Annotated in this window: 14 protein-coding genes and 2 pseudogenes; 8 read left to right on the top strand and 8 right to left on the bottom strand. The window is 42.2% G+C overall.

What is annotated here, in order from left to right; all coding sequences use genetic code 11:
• Positions 1-5 precede the first annotated feature (5 nt).
• Positions 6-137 carry a hypothetical protein gene (locus F991_RS17095; RefSeq protein ID WP_004669850.1) on the top strand — a complete coding sequence of 44 codons (132 nt, stop codon included), beginning with the start codon at positions 6-8 and terminating at the stop codon, positions 135-137.
• Positions 138-275: 138 nt separating this feature from the next.
• Positions 276-1,559, top strand: coding sequence for a ribonucleotide-diphosphate reductase subunit beta (locus tag F991_RS05945; RefSeq protein ID WP_004669849.1), 1,284 nt, complete (start codon positions 276-278; stop codon positions 1,557-1,559).
• 116 nt (positions 1,560-1,675) lie between these two features.
• Here the strand turns inward: F991_RS05945 and F991_RS05940 are convergent, their stop codons facing one another.
• From F991_RS05940 to F991_RS05925, 4 genes are all read right to left on the bottom strand, one after another.
• Entirely contained in the window at positions 1,676-3,019 is a 1,344-nt protein-coding gene (locus tag F991_RS05940) for a DUF3526 domain-containing protein (RefSeq protein ID WP_004669848.1), read from the bottom strand.
• Positions 3,016-4,446 carry an ABC transporter permease gene (locus F991_RS05935; protein ID WP_004669847.1) on the bottom strand — a complete coding sequence of 477 codons (1,431 nt, stop codon included), beginning with the start codon at positions 4,444-4,446 and terminating at the stop codon, positions 3,016-3,018. Before F991_RS05935 ends, F991_RS05940 begins: the two co-directional genes overlap by 4 nt.
• Positions 4,443-5,204, bottom strand: coding sequence for an ABC transporter ATP-binding protein (locus F991_RS05930; RefSeq protein WP_004669846.1), 762 nt, complete (start codon positions 5,202-5,204; stop codon positions 4,443-4,445). Before F991_RS05930 ends, F991_RS05935 begins: the two co-directional genes overlap by 4 nt.
• A 275-nt stretch (positions 5,205-5,479) precedes the next feature.
• On the bottom strand, positions 5,480-5,662 hold the full coding sequence (locus tag F991_RS05925; protein WP_034595476.1) for a hypothetical protein: 183 nt from the start codon (positions 5,660-5,662) through the stop codon (positions 5,480-5,482).
• A gap of 515 nt (positions 5,663-6,177) precedes the next feature.
• Between F991_RS05925 and mqo the strand changes: the two are divergent.
• Together mqo and F991_RS05915 are read left to right on the top strand one after the other, a co-directional pair.
• A pseudogene (gene mqo, locus F991_RS05920) lies at positions 6,178-7,817 on the top strand (malate dehydrogenase (quinone)).
• Between the two features lie 531 nt (positions 7,818-8,348).
• On the top strand, positions 8,349-8,804 hold the full coding sequence (locus F991_RS05915; protein WP_004669843.1) for a hypothetical protein: 456 nt from the start codon (positions 8,349-8,351) through the stop codon (positions 8,802-8,804).
• 52 nt (positions 8,805-8,856) lie between these two features.
• Here F991_RS05915 and F991_RS05910 read toward each other — a convergent pair whose 3' ends face one another.
• Positions 8,857-10,917, bottom strand: a complete 2,061-nt coding sequence (locus F991_RS05910; protein WP_004669842.1) for a choline transporter — start codon at positions 10,915-10,917, stop codon at positions 8,857-8,859.
• Between the two features lie 120 nt (positions 10,918-11,037).
• On the bottom strand, positions 11,038-12,636 hold the full coding sequence (locus F991_RS05905; protein WP_004669841.1) for a BCCT family transporter: 1,599 nt from the start codon (positions 12,634-12,636) through the stop codon (positions 11,038-11,040).
• A gap of 200 nt (positions 12,637-12,836) precedes the next feature.
• Between F991_RS05905 and betI the strand changes: the two genes are divergently transcribed.
• From betI to F991_RS05885, 4 genes are all read left to right on the top strand, one after another.
• Positions 12,837-13,460, top strand: a complete 624-nt coding sequence (gene betI / locus F991_RS05900; protein WP_004669840.1) for a transcriptional regulator BetI — start codon at positions 12,837-12,839, stop codon at positions 13,458-13,460.
• Positions 13,453-14,925, top strand: a complete 1,473-nt coding sequence (gene betB / locus F991_RS05895; protein WP_004669839.1) for a betaine-aldehyde dehydrogenase — start codon at positions 13,453-13,455, stop codon at positions 14,923-14,925. The genes betI and betB overlap by 8 nt, the downstream gene beginning before the upstream one ends.
• A gap of 78 nt (positions 14,926-15,003) precedes the next feature.
• A complete protein-coding gene (gene betA, locus F991_RS05890; protein WP_004669838.1) occupies positions 15,004-16,698 on the top strand; it encodes a choline dehydrogenase in 1,695 nt (564 codons plus the stop codon).
• 64 nt (positions 16,699-16,762) lie between these two features.
• The gene (locus F991_RS05885; protein ID WP_004669837.1) at positions 16,763-17,554 is read left to right on the top strand and encodes a TorF family putative porin; all 792 of its coding nucleotides are present in this window, start codon (positions 16,763-16,765) and stop codon (positions 17,552-17,554) included.
• 117 nt (positions 17,555-17,671) lie between these two features.
• On the opposite strand, the gene F991_RS05880 is transcribed toward F991_RS05885, so the two are convergent.
• The gene (locus tag F991_RS05880) at positions 17,672-18,847 is read right to left on the bottom strand and encodes a zinc-binding dehydrogenase (RefSeq protein ID WP_004669836.1); all 1,176 of its coding nucleotides are present in this window, start codon (positions 18,845-18,847) and stop codon (positions 17,672-17,674) included.
• Positions 18,848-19,195: 348 nt separating this feature from the next.
• Positions 19,196-20,801: pseudogene (locus F991_RS05875) on the bottom strand (GMC family oxidoreductase).
• Between the last annotated feature and the right edge of the window lie 87 nt (positions 20,802-20,888).

Genomic DNA, 20,888 nt, shown 5'->3' with positions numbered 1-20,888 from the left:
AGATTATGTTCAATTTTAGCCATAACTATATGTTAGGACTTGCTGTTCTAATCTTTGCTTTTATTTTCTTTTATGTGCCCATGGTTTATGCATTTTTAGCCATTCGCAAACAACAGCGTAAGCAAAATAAGTCTTAGGGATTGTAGGTCTGAATTCATCAAAATTTTGAATATCAATCGATAAAACTTAATTTTGCTTACACAATATAAGCGTATATTTAAGATGTCTTTGTTGAGATGTCGATAACAGCTATACACAACGAAGAGAGAACGCAAATGTCTATCCTAAGTTGGGACGATTTTGAAGATGATTCGCAAAAACCGACTACACATGAACACAAGTCTGCGCCCGTCGAACCGAAAAAAACGGTTGATACGCAGATGGTATCTGATGCAGAGCCTGCATCGCCGAGCGTGGCAGCTTCACAATCCACTGGAGCCAGTGCCATCCGATCAACAAATCCCACCGATTCGTTGGCTCGAGCATCTAAAGCCTTAGAACACCTCGATGTTGCACCGGGTTTAGAAGAGCTTGAGATGGGTGCACAACGTGTGCAAGTTGATGACAAAGCGATGATCAACTGCCGTGCGGACTTGAACCAGCTTGTTCCATTTAAATATGAATGGGCTTGGCAGAAGTATTTAGACGGATGTGCCAACCACTGGATGCCACAAGAAGTCAACATGAACCATGATATCGCGCTTTGGAAGTCTGAAAATGGCTTAACTGAAGATGAGCGTACCATCATCATGCGTTCTTTAGGTTTCTTCTCGACTGCGGACTCATTGGTTGCAAACAACTTGGTTTTGGCGATTTACCGTCATATTACCAACCCTGAATGCCGCCAATACATCTTGCGTCAAGCATTTGAAGAAGCGATTCACACCCATGCGTATCAATACTGTATTGAGTCTTTGGGCATGGATGAAGGCGAAGTCTTCAATATGTACCGTGAAGTCCCAAGTGTTGCGCGTAAAGCAGCATGGGGTTTGAAATATACACAGTCATTGAGCGATCCAACCTTCCAAACTGGTACACCTGAAAACGATCAAATCTTATTGCGTAACTTGATCGCATTCTATTGTGTACTTGAAGGTATCTTCTTCTACTGTGGTTTCAGCCAAATCTTATCTATGGGTCGCCGTAATAAGATGAATGGTGTTGCTGAGCAATTCCAATACATCTTGCGTGATGAGTCGATGCACTTGAACTTTGGTATCGATATGATTAACCAAATCAAGATCGAAAACCCACAGTTGTGGACGGCTGAATTCCAACAAGAAGTCATTCAAATGATTCTTGAAGGCACGATGCTTGAGATCGAATATGCACGTGACACGATGCCACGCGGTGTATTGGGTATGAACGCAGCAATGATGGAAGAATACTTAAAATTCATCTGTAACCGTCGCCTATCTCAGCTTGGTTTACCAGAGCAGTTTGCTGGTGTGACCAATCCATTCCAGTGGATGTCAGAAATGATGGACTTGCGTAAAGAGAAGAATTTCTTCGAGACGCGCGTAACTGACTATCAGACAGGCGGTGCTTTGAGCTGGTAAGCTATTCTTCATTATAAAAAATAGAGCCATCAGGCTCTATTTTTTTACTTCAACAATCGGAGTCGAAGTTTGCAAGATCACGACGTGGCGTACTACGCCATCTATCCTAAAAATCATCAATTGTAGATACGTCTTATCCCCAACCCTGCGATCAACCAACAAAGGATTAACATAATCCAAGTATGCATATGGATTGGTCCAGCATCATGCGACTCTGGTTTAAACACAGGTCGTGCATCAAACTCAGCAGAATTAAATTCCAAATCATGGAACAAATAGGGGTAGTAATACGTTCGAATCTGTTTATGGTAATTCGTAATCTGATCCTGATAATGCAATTGCGCAGGTAGATCGGTATTTGCAAATTGATGTAAGGCAACTTGCGCACCAACACCCGGCAAGAACCATCCGATACGATCAGTCCATGCCTGACGTTTCAGCAAACCTTCACGATATTGCTGTGCTTGCCCAGCCACGCTCTCATCCCCTACTTGATGAAAGGCAAAATACCATTTCCATTGAAAGCCTTTTGTCAAAGGTGCAGTATCTTTCCACTCAGGATGACTCGCGAAAAAACGTTGCATGGTTTGTTCTCGTGGAACTTCCCAAGCACCATGCACGATCTGACGTTGTGCTAGCATTAAATCTACCCCTTGATGGACAGGAATAGTACGAACCAAAGCAACATTCGCTAATGTTGGGAGCACTAACGTCAACATCACCCAAGCTCCCATCAATGCAGTAGCATTGGTTACTGAGCGCCACCCCCGTGTAGCAACAAGTAACGCAAGTCCAACCCAAAAAGCCAAATAACTTGCCACGATGAATACAACCATACTCACCGCCGTCCATGCAGTGCCCGCAACAACTGCACCAATTAACACAGGTACAACCAAGCAACTTAAAAGCAGACCATAACGCAATGCAACACGGCGTCGCCAAATACGTGTTCCATCAGGTAGTGAGAGCAATAAACCTAAGCGACCAGACTGACGCTCTACAGAGATCAAATCATGTAACAGTGCGATCACAAATAAAGGAACCAGATAAATCAGTACAAATGCAAAATCAAATCGACCCGATAATGCCAATTCAGGATTGAATACTTCTCCTTCATATAATTGTGCCTGTAAACCCAAAGCCCGTACTCGCAACACATAAGGCGCTGCATCGCGTAATCCCAACGCTAAAAAAGCAGCATCAGACGGTGTATCCCAAGTGTTATGAAAAGTATAATACGCAGGATAACCAACATCGCCTGCATCGGCATATTGATCTGCTATGGCCGCTACATCTTGTTCATGAATAGAAGCTAAATGTTCAATTGTCTGGCGTTGCCGTTCAACTTCTTTTAAACCAGACCATACCGACATGGTTGTCAGAGCCAATAGTAAGAGAATGGCCACGATAGAGAGAGTTGATCGTTGAAACAAACGCCATTCATGTATTAACCATTTCATCGTACAATTCTCCCGAGTCGGCTAGCTTGGAACCATGTGGCAATAGCAAGAGCGACTAACCACAACAATAAAATACTGCCAGCAGGTACAATTTGTTGCCTAGTTTCAGAGACTGTTCTAGGTTTAAACTCAAATGTTGGGAAAGACTGCCAATGCTTGTGGTCAATACGATTTTCCTTATTTTTATCCGTATCATCCGCATAACTTAACGCTTCTGCTTGAAGCCGATTCAATCCTTGAATCAAGTCGTAACGGTAATGCTCTCCTTGCTCTAAGAAACGACGGAAATTATCTAAATCTGTACCTGAGGCTGTCATCGAAAGACGACGTAATGCCAATGTTGGGCTGAGCCATCCAAACCGATCAACGATTTGATTTTGTTGTGATTGTAAGTCGAGCGTTGCTGTTGCATAGCGGTTAAACAATTCTGTAGATTGACGTTCACCCTCCATACCGACTAAGCCTTTAAAGTTGACTGGCAAATCCTCAATACGTGTAACACCATATTCTTTTAACACTTTATCTCGGAACTCAGTAAACTTCGGATCATCTGGATTATGCGCATCGCCTAACGCTCGATACTCACGTTGCGCATTAATTTCATTTTCCATACGCGTTGGAAGCTCAATCGTTGTATTGACAACATCTGGTATCCAGCGTGGTAATAAAATGACCATTACAGCCCAAACCGCTAACATCGCTAAAAGCACATCACGGGTACGTGCAAATAAGCTAGACATCAATACAACAGCAAAAGTCCATATGAGTAACCAGAGGATATAACCTGCCGAAAGCCACAAAACGAATGACCATAATGTCTGCCCACTCATCGCCATCCAGCCTAACGCTAAAAGTGCAGGTAAAATGATCAATCCAGCAAAACCAGTAAGTGCAAGCAACTTGCCCATAACCAGTTGCCGACCGCTCACCCCTTGTGCCAATAAAACCCGCAAGGTGCCCGATTCACGTTCACGTACCACCCCTGAATGACCAACAAAAATTAATAGCAGTGGTGCCAACACTTGTAGAACAAAAGCGGGAGTCAACTGACCAAAACGTAATAACAAAGAGGATTGACGTACGTCACCAAAGTTTGCACTATTTTGCCGATGCCCTTCTAAAAACAGCGTATTACCCGTATAAGCATCAATACCTGTATCAAATGCAGCCAATGGATTGAGTGGTCGAAATACGAAATGTCCATAGTGAACCATTCGGTGTGGATGGCGATCGGGTTGGGCTTCAAATTCATGATTAACCTGCGCCTGATAATGCGCTCGCTCAGCATTGGTTTGATTTTGATGTTCCCAAGCATTAAATGTTGCGACTAACATTAAGACCAAGAGTAATAACAAACCAAAAACAGCAACTCGGTTTCGAAACAAATAGCGCCATTCTTCGCGGGCGATTCGCTTCACAACACTCATAGTTCATATCCTGCATAACGTCGATGCAATGCACGAACGTCAAAGCGATCAACACCCGTTGCAGCAACCTCTTCAACCAAACGTCCAGCATCCAAGAAGCCAATACGATCTGCAACATCAGCCGCACTCAGTAGGTCGTGTGTTACCATTAAAATAGCAACGCCTTGTTCACGTAACACACCTAATAATCGGTTAAATTCAGTCGTTGCCTGTGGATCAAGTCCAGAAGTCGGCTCATCTAACAGTAATGCTGGTACCTTACGCGCTAAAGCCAAAGCAATCGCAACTTTTTGACGCATGCCTTTAGAAAATCCACCGACACGGCGATCAAAAGCATCCTGAGCCAACCCTGCCGCCGCCAATGCTTGGTCAATACTGTCCTGACTTACATTTTGATCCGCTAAATCAAGTAAATAAGCAACATTTTCCCGTGCACTCAAATGCTCATACAGTGCAACATTTTCTGGAATATAGGCAATATTACGTCGAGCTTCAGCAGCTTGTGTAACCGGATCAACACCCTGTACACGTACTCGCCCCGCTTGAGGTGCAAGAAAACCAAGAAATAAGCTCAGCGTCGTGGTCTTACCTGCACCATTGGCACCAAGCAGAGCATAAATCTCACCACAACGGATATGTAAATCTAGTTGTTGCAGAATCGTTTTGTTGCCATAACCAGCAACGACTGTACTGGCCTCTAACACATAATCACTGGAATCAATGACAGTAGAAGGTAGCTTTAGTTTGTTTATACTCACTCGAAACCCTTTTATTCAATCAAAAGTGTGAAGCTCACACTGGATGGCTACTAACGAACAAATGGCATACTGTTTGTACTTTAGCGATCATAACCAATCACTAGATGCTTGTAATACCGATATAGTTCGCGACAAGTATTGATAAATATCTTTGTAATCAATACTTAGTTTTTCAAACTTATATTTCAGACCCAATTCAAAACCCCTAGCCTCCCCAAGAAAGACGTGCGCATCTCTTGTTGCTGTTGTGGCATAGATTTCATCTGTTAAGTTTTTCAGCAAAAATGAAAATATGGCATGCCTTGATCGTCATGCTTACCATCATCTTTTGAATGTTCAATCGAGAGGGAAGTCAATAATTCATCATTGATTTTATAAAGAAGTGAAGCACTTAAAGCATCTAATTCTCTTTTTTCACCATCAAAATCCGAACCAATTCGTCTTGTAATTGCATTCACTCTGATGGCTATAGAACGTTAACCATGGGAAACCCCACCAAAACACAATGTTATGTTATAACATCTCAGTATAAAGTGTATTTATAACATAACATTTACTGCACTTAAAGAAATTTAAGTCAAAACTTAGGTTTAAGATCCGCCTAATTCAGTAATTTTGAATACAGACACACATGCACGAATTTCATGGATGTAATTTCCACCATTGTCTAGGATATGTAAGCGAATGCTTCGTACTCTCCACTCACTTTCTCCCAAGTGCTTTAACCCTAAAGCTCAAGTATTCTGATAAGTTACCCTGACCAAGAATTAAAAAAGTGATATGAGTCACGTATTTTGAAACATTAAATACACAAAAATACTATCCAAATTAAAGTAAAATTCACAAAATTGTCTCCAACATCAATTAAAGCACTCACCTATCCAGATGTGTCTTTAATGCGCCAATCCTCATTTAAATCTTTTCTCCCTATATCAAACATATCGGGAGTCATTTAATTTTTAAGGTAAATTGAATGAAAAAATTTTGGAAATACTTATTAGCACTCCTTCTAGTGCTAATCGTTATCGCAATTGCCTTTCTTTTTAGACCTGTTACGTCTAAGGCAATCAAAACTAAAAGTGACGAACCGACTGTCGATGTCGTATTAATCGGTGGCGGTATCATGAGTGCCACTCTAGGTGCTTACCTCAACGAATTACAACCCGATTGGAACGTTCGCATGTATGAACGTCTTGATGCAGTTGCTCAAGAAAGTTCTAATGGCTTTAACAATGCGGGTACAGGTCACTCTGGCTTTATGGAAATGAACTATACCGAAGAAAAAGACGGTAAGATGGACGTTTCTAAAGCAGTCAATGTGGCGAGTCAGTTTGAAATTGCAAAGCAGTTTTGGGCGCACCAAGTGAAACAAGGTGTATTGGGTACTCCAAACAGCTTTATTAACCCTGTGCCACATATTGCCTTTGTATGGGGTGACAATGTGGAATTCATGGAAAAGCGTTATGCAGCCATGATCAAAGAACCATTATTTGCAGGCATGAAAATCACTGAAGACCCAGCTGAAATTCAGCAATGGGCGCCTTTAGTTATGGCAGGTCGTGATACGCAACAAAAACTCGCAGCGACACGTATGGACGTTGGCTCTGACGTGAACTACGGCGCGATCACAACTCAACTGGTCAATCATCTGGAAAAAATCCAAACTTCAAACTCAGAACGTCAACTGAAGTAACTGGCATCAGCAAAAATGATGACAATACTTGGTCTGTTGCGTTTAAAGATTTGAAATCTGGTGAAGTCAACCATGTCAAAACACGTTTTGTGTTTATTGGTGCGGGTGGTGCAGCCATTAAATTATTGCAAATGACTGGCTTGCCAGAAGCAAAACAATATGCAGGCTTCCCTGTCGGTGGTGAATTCCTTGTTACTGATAACCCTGCAATCACCGAGAAACACACTGCCAAAGTCTATGGTCGTGCTGATCTAGGTGCGCCTCCGATGTCAGTACCGCATATTGATACACGTTATATCGACGGTAAGAAATATGTCTTGTTTGGACCTTTTGCAACCTATTCAAATAAGTTCCTAAAATATGGTTCACAACTTGACTTACTTGCATCGACCAACAAAAACAATGTGTTGCCAATGGCAGCGATTGGGATGCAAAATGCTGACCTCGTTCAGTATTTGGTTAGCCAAGTATTGATGTCGGATGAAGATCGCTTCAATGAGTTGAAAAAATACTACCCTGAAGCTGACCCGAAAGACTGGCACTTACGCCAAGGCGGTCAGCGTGTCCAGATCATCAAAAAAGAACCGGGCAAACCTGCTAAATTGCAGTTTGGTACAGAAATCTTCGCCTCTGAAGATAAGTCTGTAACGGCACTTCTTGGCGCTTCTCCGGGTGCTTCAACCTCACCGTACATCATGTTGAACTTGCTTGAAAAAGCATTCCCTGAGCAAACGGCTGGGGAATGGAATGGTAAACTTCATGAGATCATTCGTTCTTATGGTCAAGATCTTGCAACAGATCCAGCGTTGCTAGATCAAATCCGTCATTACACCAGCTCAACTTTAGGCTTAACCTACTCAACGCCTGCGAACTTAGTTCCTGCTAAAAAAGTAGCTCAAGCGGAAGCTGTGGCTCAATAAATAAATCGCTACATAAATCAAAAGGGATGAGTTACGACTCATCCCTTTTTTACTGTGCATCTACATTCTATCTCTTCTGTTACATCATCAGTTTTGTGGCCTATCTACATCCAAATGTTTAAATCATTCACCATCAACAACTTGTCTAGGCTACTCATTTAAGAGCTACTGTTTGTACTAATCAGCCCTCTCTTTACGACTAAGCATTGTTACGAGACAACTGTATTTTTCCGTCATATCACTCATTATTATGAGAACATGTGATGCTATCAACATTGCCATCGAACTAACCCAACTGCAATCTGTCCTCCCAAAGCCCTGCTTGGACATGTGACTGCCTACCAAATGGCATCGTTATGACCTCTAGCAATAAATTGGGCGCGTTCAGGCGGTTATTGGAACGCGCTTTTTTCGCACCGTACCAGCAATATTGATCAGTGCTTTAGTCTACGTTGTATCAACCAAGATGAAAGATTTGGCTTATTTTCGCATCTCACCCACACTAAACCGTGATTTTAAAATCTAATCCATATGAAAGACGCTTTGCCCACAACTTCTGGCCTCTCCAAATTTATTATTTTTTCCGTCTTTGTATGGTTGGTTCTTTTGTACCTACAGTCCAGTTATATCGTGATTATTGGTGGCAGTGCTTATCTGTTTTGGACTTCGTTGGGTCTGTTGCTACTTAATTTATTGAGTTTCCGACCAAGCACTTTTAAAAATCGAACCGCGTTACTGTTCACGACTTTGCTGCTGATTTATTTAGCACTAAACTCGCTTTTTTGTACTTATTTGATTTTAGCATTCTATTGTATTTTCTATTTATATTCAGGTAATTATCGATATAAAAAGCTAATCAAACTCGCTGGATTGTTTTTAATTTTAATCGTATTTGCGCTATATCAGGCTCAGTCCTTACATGAATTAAAAGAAAAATACGCACCTCATGAAACGGGTGAAACATGGCAACAGTACGGCGCTTTATAATACCCCAATAAAAAACCCCACAAGATTTGTGAGGTTTTCTTTATTACAATGACTAATCTTGTGAATCAGGATACAAAAGACGATTCCCCGGACCAATACGATTCATATGCAAGAAAGACATATGCCGCTCATATTTATCCAAAATATCATTAATCACCTGTTCTTTGGTATAGCCAGCCAAATCATTATCCTGAGAGCCCTCGTATAAGAAGGTCTCTAAACGATAGTAGAATTGTTTACCACGTTTACCGCGCTCACTAAAGTTTGGTGCTGTATAACGCACAGGCCAGATTTGGTAGATGAAATTATGTTCCTCTTCCAAATAAATCGTGAGGTCAAGATGATACAGCGCATCGTTTTCTTCTAGCGGTGTACTGGTCACATCAACCTGCATACCCTGCTTAATCAGCTCATCTGCAACTGTTTTCACCGCAGGATGACACACCGTATCTAACATATGCTGCGTTTCGGTTGTCCCCGGATGCTTCATCACACGCCGTAAACGCTGCTTCCAGTTCAGAATATCAACATTACCCACCACAGGCGCAGCATTGAGACTACGACTGGCGTTGCGATAGTCTTCTAAGCGTAAAGATTTATATAATCCCGCCATCACCAACAGCATCACAAAACTAAAAGGTAGCCCCATGATTACTGTGGCACTTTGTAAAGCAGTAATGCCGTTTGCCATCAACATCGCAAGGGTCAGTAAACCAATAGCAACCGCCCAAAAGACACGCAGCCAACGTGGTGCATCATTGTCAATATTGGAAAATTTGGTGGTGAAGTTACCTAGCACCAATGCGCCAGAATCGGCAGAGGTCACATAAAACAGCAAGCCTGTAATCGTGGCAATCCCAGCGACAAATGCAAACCATGGGTATTGCGCCAATAGGTCATAGAAACCATGTGCAGGATCAGTGAGAACCGTTTGTGCCAATGCCGTATTGCCATCAAAAATAACATTGTATAAGGCACTATTTCCAAAGATAGATAACCATGTAATGGTGAACAATAAGGGAATAATTAAAGTGCCGCAAACAAACTCACGAATGGTTCGCCCACGAGAAATACGTGCTAAAAACAGCCCAACAAATGGTGACCAAGCCACCCACCATGCCCAGAAGAAAATGGTCCAGCTATTCATCCATTCAGTCGGTTGTTCAAACGCAAAACTATCTAAAGCCAAGCTTGGGAAGCGACTAATATAATCACCAAAGTTTTGTACCAAAGCATTGAGTAAGAATTCGGTATTACCCAAAAATAAAACAAATAACATTAAGCCAATGGCGACATAAATATTAATTTCAGATAAAACTTTAATCCCTTTATTGACCCCCGCCGTTACCGAAATAATCGTGACAATGACCGCGAATAAAATTAAACCTGACTGAACCCATAAACCTTCTGGCCAATCAAATAAAACATGCAGACCATAATTGATCTGAACAACAGCGATACCACAGGTCGTCGCAATACCAAAAATCGTTCCGATTACGGCTGCCGTATCGACAGAATGCCCGATCGGACCATCAATTTTGTTACCAAAAATAGGATATAAAGCAGAACGAATGGTCAGTGGTAAGTTATAACGATAGCTAAAGTAGCCCAAAGCCATGCCCATCAAGGCATACATCCCCCAGCCCGTCAAGCCGTAGTGAAATAATGTCCACACCATGCCCTGACGCGCAGCTTCATAGGTTTGTCCCTCACCCACAGGTGGATTCATATAATGAGACAAAGGTTCTGCCACCGAGAAGAACATTAAGTCCGTCCCGATCCCTGCGGCAAATAGCATCGCAGACCAACTCAATAAACTAAATTCAGGTTTTGAGTGCTTTGGCCCAAGCTTGATATCACCATAGCGAGAACAGGCAATAAAGACCACAAAGACTAAATAAAGCGTTGCTGCAAGTAAGTAGTACCAAGTAAATGTGGAACTGACCCAACCCAAAACCGTATTCAATACGTGATTGGCGAAATCATTAAACAAAATCGTGGTTAATGAAAATATTAAAATTATGAGCGCTGAAACATAAAAGACCACACGATTAAGATGGTCTTTTGTTTGAATAGATGAATCATCAACTGCTCTTGGATTATCTGTCACCATACAATCCTCAAGGAATTCGAGAAAAAAAGAAAATATTCATCGTTGTCTTTTCCCTATTTAAGCAATAAAGAAAAGACACATCTGAATAAAAAAATGAAAAATAAAGGTCATTAACCGAAATTACATATCTTCTGATGGTTTGGTCTGTTGTTGGGATGACTGTGATGTCGTCGTTACAACTTGTAGCTGTTGATCTTGCTTCAATGCTTTGGCTAAACCAAACATATAAAGCAAAATAATTACGGAGAATGGCAATCCACAGAGCACAACAGCACTTTGCATCGCATCAAAGCTACCCGCTAAGAGCAAGCCAATACTGACAATAGTAATCACCACCGACCAAAAGATACGTAACCAAATAGGTGAATCACTCTCATTACTACCCCCTTTCGAAGATAGATTTGCGATCATGAGTGTACCCGAACCCACTGGGGTCAAAAACAAAACGAAACAAATCATAACAACAATCCCAGCAATATAAGGATTGAAAGGCAAATATTCGAGAAATTTAAATAACGATAATGCGGGGTCAGCCAAGACCATTTCCCCTAAAACCTTTTGTTTTTGATCTAAAATTAAATGAATGGCAGTATTTCCGAAAATCGAAATCCACGCCAAAGTAAAACCAAGTGGAACAAGGCATACACCTAAAACCACTTCACGAATGGTGCGTCCTTTGGAAATACGCGCGATGAACATGCCAACAAATGGCGCCCAAGCAATCCACCATGCCCAGTAAAATACCGTCCATGAACCCAACCATGTATTCGCCTGCTGGTCGTACAAATACATATCAAAACTTTTGGCAATAAACTGGCTCAGATAATCCCCTACGTTTTGCACTAAACCATTAAGTAGATGATTGGTCGGTCCTGTTAAAAACACAAATAACAACAACACATACAATAAGCGCAGATTAATACGCGATAGCCAAGCCAAGCCTTTTTCAATCCCAATCACCGTGGTGATCGTTGCCACAAACATCATCAACAACACCACTGCAATCAGCGTTGTATGATTATTAGGGATGTCGGGTACGAGATAAACAAGGCCAGAGACGAGGACTAATGCGCCAATCCCTAAGTTGGTGACCAATGAAATAACCGTGGCTAAAATACCAAATCCATCGACAAAATCCCCGACCCAGCCATAAATTCGCTCACCAAAGATAGGATAAAGGGCAGAACGTAACGCCAAAGGCAAATCTAAACGGAAAGCAAAATAACCCAGCGTGACACCGATCAAGGCATACAGCACCCAACCATGAATACCCCAATGTAAAAAGCTATACATCATGGCATCTCGCGCCGCCTGAACTGTGCCGCCCTCACCTTCTGGTGGCCTTAAGAAATGATCAACAGGTTCAGCAACACCGTAATACAATAATGCGATACCAATACCTGCTGAAAATAGCATCGACACCCAAGCCATATAACCAAACTCAGGTTTATCCTGATCTTTTCCCAGTGGAATCTGCCCAACTCGTGAAAAAGCCAACCATGCAACAAAGCCTAAACAAGCAACGATGACCAACATGTAATACCAGCCAAACAATTGATTGACTTGCTCTTGCACATAGGTGAGCCAAAACTGACTTTGCTCTGGAAACAGCACAAACAATAGGCCGAAAATGCCAATACTGATTGCCGAGCTCCAAAAAACAAATAAATTTAATCGAACGCGTTCGGATGTAAATCCAGCATTACTTTTTGACACCATGTGGTTGCTCCTTGCAATCGGTGTATTCTTATTACTTTAAATCTTGACCAACCAATCAAAAATTAATTGATTTTTACAGATCATACTTTTTATTGATTGAACGTTCAATCAATAAAAAGTATGATAAAAAAATGTTATGATGTTCAACATTGAGAAATGTTAAATAAAAAGTACCTGAATCGGGCTTTCAATGGATCAACATGACAAAACGTAGAGTAAAACCTGAGCATGTGCGACGCGAAGAAATTATCAGCGCCGCATTCAACGTGATTTATGAAGTGGGGTTATCCAACACCACCATTGCACAAATCGCAAAAAAAGCTGAAGTATCAACGGGTATTGTGAGTCATTATTTTGGTGACAAACAAGGACTCATCAATACTTGTATGCAGGAAATGCTTAACGTTTTACGTCAGAAAACAGATCAATATAAAGTTGAAGCTGATTCACATCCAGAAAGCCAGATTAAGGCCATTATTGATTCCAACTTTGATATTAGTCAGGTCAATAAACAAGCCATGCGTGTTTGGTTGGACTTTTGGTCTGCAAGCATGCACCTACCCGAACTTGGTCGTTTGCAACGCATTAATGATCAACGCCTGTATTCAAACTTGAAGTTTTATTTTCTCAAGTTGCTCGATAAAGAACAGGCCAGCATTGCTGCTCGCGGATTAGCGGCATTGATTGACGGATTATGGCTACGCGGCAGTTTAAGCAGTCATGAAGAGTTTGACAGCCAACTTGCCCGTTCCATTGCCTATGACTATGTCAAAACGCAATTACAATTTGCGCAAAAACCTTTGCAGGAGAAACAGAATGAGTGATGCACACGTTCATCAATTATATATCCACGGACGCTATGTAGAAGCAACCAGTGGTAAGACATTTGATAGTATTAACCCTGCCAATGGTGAAGTGATTGCAACACTTCAACAAGCCTCGCAACAAGATATTGAAGCCGCAGTTCATAGCGCGCAGCAAGGACAAAAAATCTGGGCTGCCATGACAGCCATAGAGCGTTCTCGTATTTTACGCCGTGCAGTTGACATTTTACGTGAACGTAATGATGAGCTGGCGCAACTTGAAACGCTCGATACTGGTAAAGCCTACAGCGAGACATCAACCGTTGATATCGTCACAGGTGCCGATGTACTTGAATACTACGCTGGTCTTGCGACTGCAATTCAAGGTGAACAAGTCCCTCTTCGTGAATCAAGCTTTTTCTATACCCGCCGTGAACCACTCGGTGTCGTTGCTGGTATTGGCGCTTGGAACTACCCAATTCAAATTGCTTTATGGAAATCTGCCCCTGCGCTTGCAGCAGGCAATGCCATGATTTTCAAACCAAGCGAAACCACTCCCCTAACTGCATTTAAACTTGCAGAAATTTATACCGAAGCAGGTCTTCCTAACGGCGTATTTAACGTTGTACAAGGTGCTGGTCGTGAAATTGGACAATGGTTAACTGAACACCCTGTCATTGAAAAAATTTCATTTACTGGTGGTGTCGAAACTGGCAAAAAAGTCATGGCCAGTGCCGCAGGCTCTACCCTCAAAGAAGTCACGATGGAACTCGGTGGTAAATCACCACTGATCATTTGTGCCGATGCCAATATCGACCGTGCCGCAGATATTGCGGTGATGGCAAACTTCTTTAGTTCGGGTCAAGTTTGTACCAATGGTACCCGTGTCTTTGTACCAAAAGCCCTGTTAGCTGATTTTGAAGCGGCTATCGTCGAACGCGTAAAACGTATTCGTATCGGTGACCCGATGAATGCTGAAACCAATTTTGGTCCGCTGACCAGCTTTCCACATATGGACAAAGTGCTCTCTTATATCAATGCAGGCAAGCAGCAAGGCGCTAAGCTGTTGATTGGTGGTGAACGTGTCCTCGATGGCGATTTTGCACAAGGTGCTTACGTTCAACCTACCGTTTTTAGCGACTGTACCGATGATATGCGGATTGTACAGGACGAAATTTTTGGGCCAGTCATGAGTATTCTCAGTTATACCACTGAAGAAGAAGTGATTCTTCGTGCCAACAATACCACCTTTGGTTTAGCCGCTGGCATCGTGACTCAAGATATCAGCAGAGCGCATCGTATGATTCATCAGATCGAAGCGGGTATTTGCTGGATCAATACTTGGGGCGAATCCCCTGCTGAAATGCCAGTCGGTGGTTATAAACAATCTGGCGTTGGACGTGAAAATGGTTTAACCACTTTGGGCCATTACACCCGTATTAAATCCATTCAAATTGAGCTTGGTGATTACCAAAGCATTTTCTAAAAAGCATTGCGCTTTATCTTCACTTGATCAACTGAATCACTATGTATTCAGTTGATCATGCAACAATAAAGGCTAATTATGAATAAGCAAGAATTCGATTACATTATCATTGGCGCAGGATCTGCCGGAAATGTTCTCGCAGCACGTCTCACAGAAGACCAAGATGTGACTGTTTTATTATTAGAAGCAGGCGGTCCAGATTATCGTTTAGATTTTCGTACACAAATGCCAGCAGCTTTGGCTTTTCCTCTACAAGGTCGCCGCTATAACTGGGCCTATTTGACCGACCCAGAACCACACATGAACAATCGCCGTATGGAATGTGGTCGTGGTAAAGGCTTAGGCGGTTCATCCTTAATTAATGGTATGTGCTATATCCGTGGCAATGCGATGGATTTAGACCAATGGGCAACGCACAAAGGTCTTGAAGATTGGACCTACGCAGACTGTTTGCCATACTACCAAAAAGCAGAAACCCGTGATATCGGTGGCAATGACTATCACGGCGATCATGGTCCTGTTTCGGTGACCACTCCCAAACAAGGCAATAACGAACTGTTCCACGCGATGATCGAAGCAGGCGTACAAGCAGGCTATCCACGTACCGATGACTTAAATGGCTATCAACAAGAAGGTTTCGGTCCAATGGATCGTACCGTTACGCCTCAAGGTCGTCGCTCAAGTACCGCACGTGGTTATTTGGATATGGCCAAAGGTCGTCCTAACTTGACCATCGTTACGCATGCAACAACCAATAAAATCTTGTTTAATCAAAAACAAGCGACGGGTGTGGAATATATTATTGGCACGGATAAAGCCAACATGAAACAAGCACAGGCGAAACGTGAAGTGTTGCTATGTGCAGGTGCAATTGCTTCTCCACAAATTTTACAACGCTCGGGTGTTGGCGAAAGTAGCTTCTTAAAATCAATGGACATCGAAGTTGTACAAGATCTTCCTGGTGTAGGTGAAAATCTACAAGACCATTTGGAAATGTACTTGCAATACAAATGTAAGCAACCTGTTTCTCTTTACCCTGCATTGAAATGGTATAACCAACCCGCGATTGGTGCTGAATGGCTGTTCCTTGGCAAAGGCATCGGCGCAAGCAATCAGTTTGAGGCAGGTGGTTTTATCCGCAGTTCAGATGAGTTTGATTGGCCAAATATCCAATACCATTTCTTGCCTGTGGCGATTAACTACAACGGCAGTAATGCAGTGAAAGAACATGGTTTTCAAGCCCATGTTGGTTCGATGCGCTCGCCATCCCGTGGTCGAATTAAGCTGAAATCTAAAGACCCGTTTGAGCATCCAAGTATTTTGTTCAACTACATGTCAGCAGAACAAGATTGGCGTGAATTCCGCGATGGTATCCGTATTACCCGCGAGATTATGCATCAACCCGCACTTGATCCATATCGTGGCGAAGAAATCAGTCCTGGAAAGCACGTACAAACAGATGCTGAATTGGATGACTTTATCCGTAACCATGCTGAAACGGCATACCACCCATCATGTAGTTGCAAAATGGGTGAAGATGAGATGGCCGTGGTTGATGGACAAGGTCGTGTTCATGGCGTGCAAGGCTTACGCGTGATTGATGCCTCGATTATGCCATTGATCATTACAGGTAACTTAAATGCCACCACCATTATGATGGCAGAGAAAATTGCCGATCAAATTCGTGGACAAAAGCTACCACGTTCGCAAGCATCTTATTACAAAGCAGGCTCAACGCCTATCCGCCAAAGTCCTTTACGTCCATTTGCATAACCTAGTCCAGTTATGTTCAGCACCTTAGATCGCTAAGGTGCTGCCAACCATTAGGAAAATTCAAATGAAAAGAATTTTATTCACAATCCCTTTGGGCTTTTTTTTACACACGGCTCATGCAACCGAGTCAACCACCGAAACAGTATCACCGTTTAGCGCCAATATCACCGTTGCAAACCAATATGTATCACGCGGCTTCCAGCAAACATGGGGCAAACCAGCCCTACAAGGCGGTCTTGATTATGCACATCCCAATGGCTTGTTCGTGGGTACGTGGGCATCGACGGTAAGTGATCATTTTATTCGCGACGCTTCTGTAGAGTGGGATGTTTATACGGGTTATTCGCGTAGTTTTGGTGATCTTTCTCTCGGTGTCACTGTCGCTTACTATTTTTATCCGGGTGCAGAAACCACAGCTGAAACAGGTCATACCAGTTTTGACTATGGTGAAATTATTCCAGAGATTGCTTATGGACCCGTCACCGTCAAATATGCAGTGACTTATACCCAAGATTATTTTGGTAATAACTCAAAGACTTTAGGTGTCGGCAATGATCAACACTCACGAGGATCAGGCTATTTAGATGTCAACTGGCATCAACCGTTAGGTCAAGGTTGGTCTGCCGATGCACATTATGGCAACCAACGTATTAAAAACTTTTCGGCCGCAAGCTTTCAAGATGCTAGTTTCTCAGTCAATAAAGAACTGCCTTATGATCTTGCTGCTAGCCTCATGTATAGCAAAGCATGGGACAAAGAGGATTATTACAAAGAATACAGTAATGGCAATCCAAATGCCCGAATCTCAAACCCGATTGATTCGACTGTGACATTTTCCCTCACCAAAAGTTTTTAAGTAGTCAATTTAACTAAATTCCAATATCTGCTGAGACAGAGATTGCTTAGGCTATTTTAGTCACTTAAAACAAAAAAGCTGCTATTTCCAAAAATAGCAGCTTTTTTTGAATTTCTTTTAAGCTTTAATCAACTGAATATCCGATCCTGCTCGTTTTGGATCAATCAAGATTTTTGCATGTTGCTCTGGATCTCGTAATGCATCAAAGGCATTACTTACCCCTTCCAAGCCCACCACACCTGTAATCAGTGGTGAAACATCAATTTTACCTTCGGCAATCATATGCAAGGTGTCACGAAACTCCAGTGGCGTATAACCCAGCACATACTGGATTTCGAGTTCTTTATTGATCGCCAATGCAGGTTCGATCTTATCGCTTTGCATACAAACACCAACCCCCACAATCCGCGAGAACAGTGGCGCACCCTCCAATATCTGCTGCATGATACCTGCCACACCAACACACTCAAAAATCACTGGGCGCTTCGGTAACAAACCGAGTTTGTCACCCACACGCATTGCATTGACCCATGGCAATGAGAAAGTCTGAACTTTATCAAAAATCCCCATCCCCATATTAATTGCTTCAGAGACATTACCCAGCAAACCCAGCTCTTTCCAACTACTAAATGGAGATTGCTGCTTAGGATCAATCAATATATCTGCACCGCATTGCTCAGCCAACTTACGGCGATTTGGTGAAAAATCACTGGCAACCACGGTTTTTACACCCATCGCTTTGAGCATAATAATCACACCCAAACCAACTGGACCACAACCGATTACGATTGCTGGCTCATTTTTCTTAATTCGGCTACGACGCACGGCGTGTAAGGCAACAGCCATAGGCTCTGTCAGCGCAGCACTGTCCGCATCTAAACCATTGGGAACTTCAAACATTAAACTGGATTGAACTAGAACTTGTTCTGCATAACCGCCTGATGCACTTGGTGAAAGACCTGTTGGCACATATCCTTGTGGATCAACATTGAGCAATGGCATAGCACAGACCAAAGTATCTGCTTTTAATTTACGGCGTGTTTTTGGACCATAATCCAATACCTTTCCGCAAAACTCATGACCGAAAACGAGTTTATCAGAAGATTTTGCAACGCCATTAAAACCGACTCGCGCTGCCAAATCATGCATATGATCACAGTGATGTTGCATATGTAAATCCGAGCCACAAATGCCACAACGTACCACTTCAAGTAATACTTGCCCTTTCGCTGGGACTAATTGGAGACTGTCTTCCAGCTTTAACTCAGCGTTATGACAAATCAGAGACTTCATAGGTTGCTTTCCTTATTTTTTTATTGCATTTGTTCGCTTTTCAGATTTTTGATCTACTGAAACAGTATAGCCAACAAAATCTTGCTTAATATTGACAAACTGCATTGTCAAAATCTATGGCTTAAATATCAATATCTCTATCAAATCAGGTCAGCAAGAAAAGTGTTGTCTCACAGTTATTATTGTTAAACCAATACAAGCTCTCTACTACTACTTAAAAATTATAATTTTAGCTTTCCACGTATGTTAGAAACACCACGACACCCTATTGAAAATGAAACGGCGTAGGGGCGAATTGCATTCGCCCTCTATAAATAAAAATTCGCCTGATTTTGATGAAAATTGATTTTATTTCCAAGCCTGACGAATCATATCAACTGCTTTTTCAGCAATCATAATCGTCGGTGCATTGGTATTACCATTCACCACGGTTGGCATCACTGAAGCATCAATCACACGAAGACCTTCAACGCCATAGACTTTAAGCTCAGGATCAACCACCGCCATCTCATCCACACCCATCTTACAGCTACCGACGGGATGATAAACCGTATCTACACGCTGACATAAAATCTCACGAATTTCATCATCCGATTTCACATTGGCAGTAAACATATCTTCTTTGATCTTTTCATTTAACGCTGGCGCTTGCATGAGCTTTTGTGTGACTTTAAAGCCATCTACCATATCTTGAAGATCTTGCTCATCCTCAAGGAATTTAAAATCAATTAATAAAGGATCATCCACGTGCTTACCACTAAGTTTGACTGAACCACGCGCACGTGGATTCAACAAACAAACATGACACGAGATACCATGTCCAGCATGCATTGTTCTCGCATGGTTATCCACGATGGCGATCACGAAATGTAATTGCAAATTCGGCTTGTCTAGTTCAGGTCGCGTTTTTAAGAAACCACCACATTCAGCATAGTTGGTGGTAATCAAACCACGGCGCTCTTTACGATAGCGCCCAATTTGTTTGACTAAATCCAAGCTCCCACCAACAGATAAACCGAATGTCCCGTCCATCAGCTTGGTTTTATAAGCAAAAATAAAGTCGGGATGATCATGTAAGTTCTCACCTACCCCTGCCAAATCTTTTATGACTGGAATACCATGCTTTTCTAGCTCTTGGCGTGGACCTATGCCTGATAGCATCAACACTTGCGGCGATTGAAATGCGCCAGCTGACAACAAAACCTCTTTGTTTGCTTTAACAATCGTGGTTTGGCTTTTTTGTTTATACTCTACCCCAATCGCACGACCATTTTCAATAATGATACGGGAGACGGTCGCATGAGTAATCACATGTAAGTTAGGACGTTTACCTAAATAAGGCAATAAATAGCCTCGTGCAGCACTCCAACGTTCACCATTTTTTTGAGTGACTTGATACACGCCTAAACCTTCTTGTTCAGCGCCATTAAAATCATCATTGAGTGGATAGCCAACCTGTTTTGCCGCTTCAATAAATGTTTTCTGATAAGGATTATCTGAATTCAACTCACTGACATTCAGTGGACCATGCTGCCCATGATATTCATTTTTAATTCTTTCGTTATGTTCTGATTTTTTAAAATATGGCAACACTTCATCATATGACCAGCCGGTATTCCCCAGTGCAGCCCAATGATCATAATCATCACGATGCCCACGGATATACACCATTGCATTAATCGCTGAACTCCCCCCCCAAGCATTTACCGCGGGGTTGATAGCCTTTTCGTTGATTCAAACCCTTTTGTGGAATCGTTTCGATTGCCCAGTTATTCAGTTTAGTTGGAATACTAATCACAGCCGCCGCAGGTGTATTCACCAACCAGCTATTTCCATCGCCGCCAGCTTCTAATAAACATACAGAAATGTTTGGATTTTCAGATAACCGCCCAGCCAATACACATCCTGCTGAGCCACCACCAATAATTACAAAATCAAAAGCTGTTTGCATCATATCTATCTCTATTTTTTCTTTTTAAAAAGTGCATGCATTATGCAGAACATGGTATTTAAATAATGTTGTCGTTGTCTAACTGACTTA

It is taken from the genome of Acinetobacter sp. CIP-A165 (assembly GCF_000367985.1).
Taxonomy (GTDB): domain Bacteria; phylum Pseudomonadota; class Gammaproteobacteria; order Pseudomonadales; family Moraxellaceae; genus Acinetobacter.
This window is presented reverse-complemented; position numbering and strand designations above follow the sequence as displayed.

What these genes read in the sequence shown, in the direction of transcription:
- F991_RS17095 (WP_004669850.1), top strand. Translation starts at nt 6, where the DNA reads ATGTTCAATTTTAGCCATAACTATATGTTAGGACTTGCTGTTCTAATC.
- F991_RS05945 (WP_004669849.1), top strand. Translation starts at nt 276, where the DNA reads ATGTCTATCCTAAGTTGGGACGATTTTGAAGATGATTCGCAAAAACCG.
- F991_RS05940 (WP_004669848.1), bottom strand. Translation starts at nt 3,019, where the DNA reads ATGAAATGGTTAATACATGAATGGCGTTTGTTTCAACGATCAACTCTC.
- F991_RS05935 (WP_004669847.1), bottom strand. Translation starts at nt 4,446, where the DNA reads ATGAGTGTTGTGAAGCGAATCGCCCGCGAAGAATGGCGCTATTTGTTT.
- F991_RS05915 (WP_004669843.1), top strand. Translation starts at nt 8,349, where the DNA reads ATGAAAGACGCTTTGCCCACAACTTCTGGCCTCTCCAAATTTATTATT.
- F991_RS05910 (WP_004669842.1), bottom strand. Translation starts at nt 10,917, where the DNA reads ATGGTGACAGATAATCCAAGAGCAGTTGATGATTCATCTATTCAAACA.
- F991_RS05905 (WP_004669841.1), bottom strand. Translation starts at nt 12,636, where the DNA reads ATGGTGTCAAAAAGTAATGCTGGATTTACATCCGAACGCGTTCGATTA.
- betI (WP_004669840.1), top strand. Translation starts at nt 12,837, where the DNA reads ATGACAAAACGTAGAGTAAAACCTGAGCATGTGCGACGCGAAGAAATT.
- betB (WP_004669839.1), top strand. Translation starts at nt 13,453, where the DNA reads ATGAGTGATGCACACGTTCATCAATTATATATCCACGGACGCTATGTA.
- betA (WP_004669838.1), top strand. Translation starts at nt 15,004, where the DNA reads ATGAATAAGCAAGAATTCGATTACATTATCATTGGCGCAGGATCTGCC.
- F991_RS05885 (WP_004669837.1), top strand. Translation starts at nt 16,763, where the DNA reads ATGAAAAGAATTTTATTCACAATCCCTTTGGGCTTTTTTTTACACACG.
- F991_RS05880 (WP_004669836.1), bottom strand. Translation starts at nt 18,847, where the DNA reads ATGAAGTCTCTGATTTGTCATAACGCTGAGTTAAAGCTGGAAGACAGT.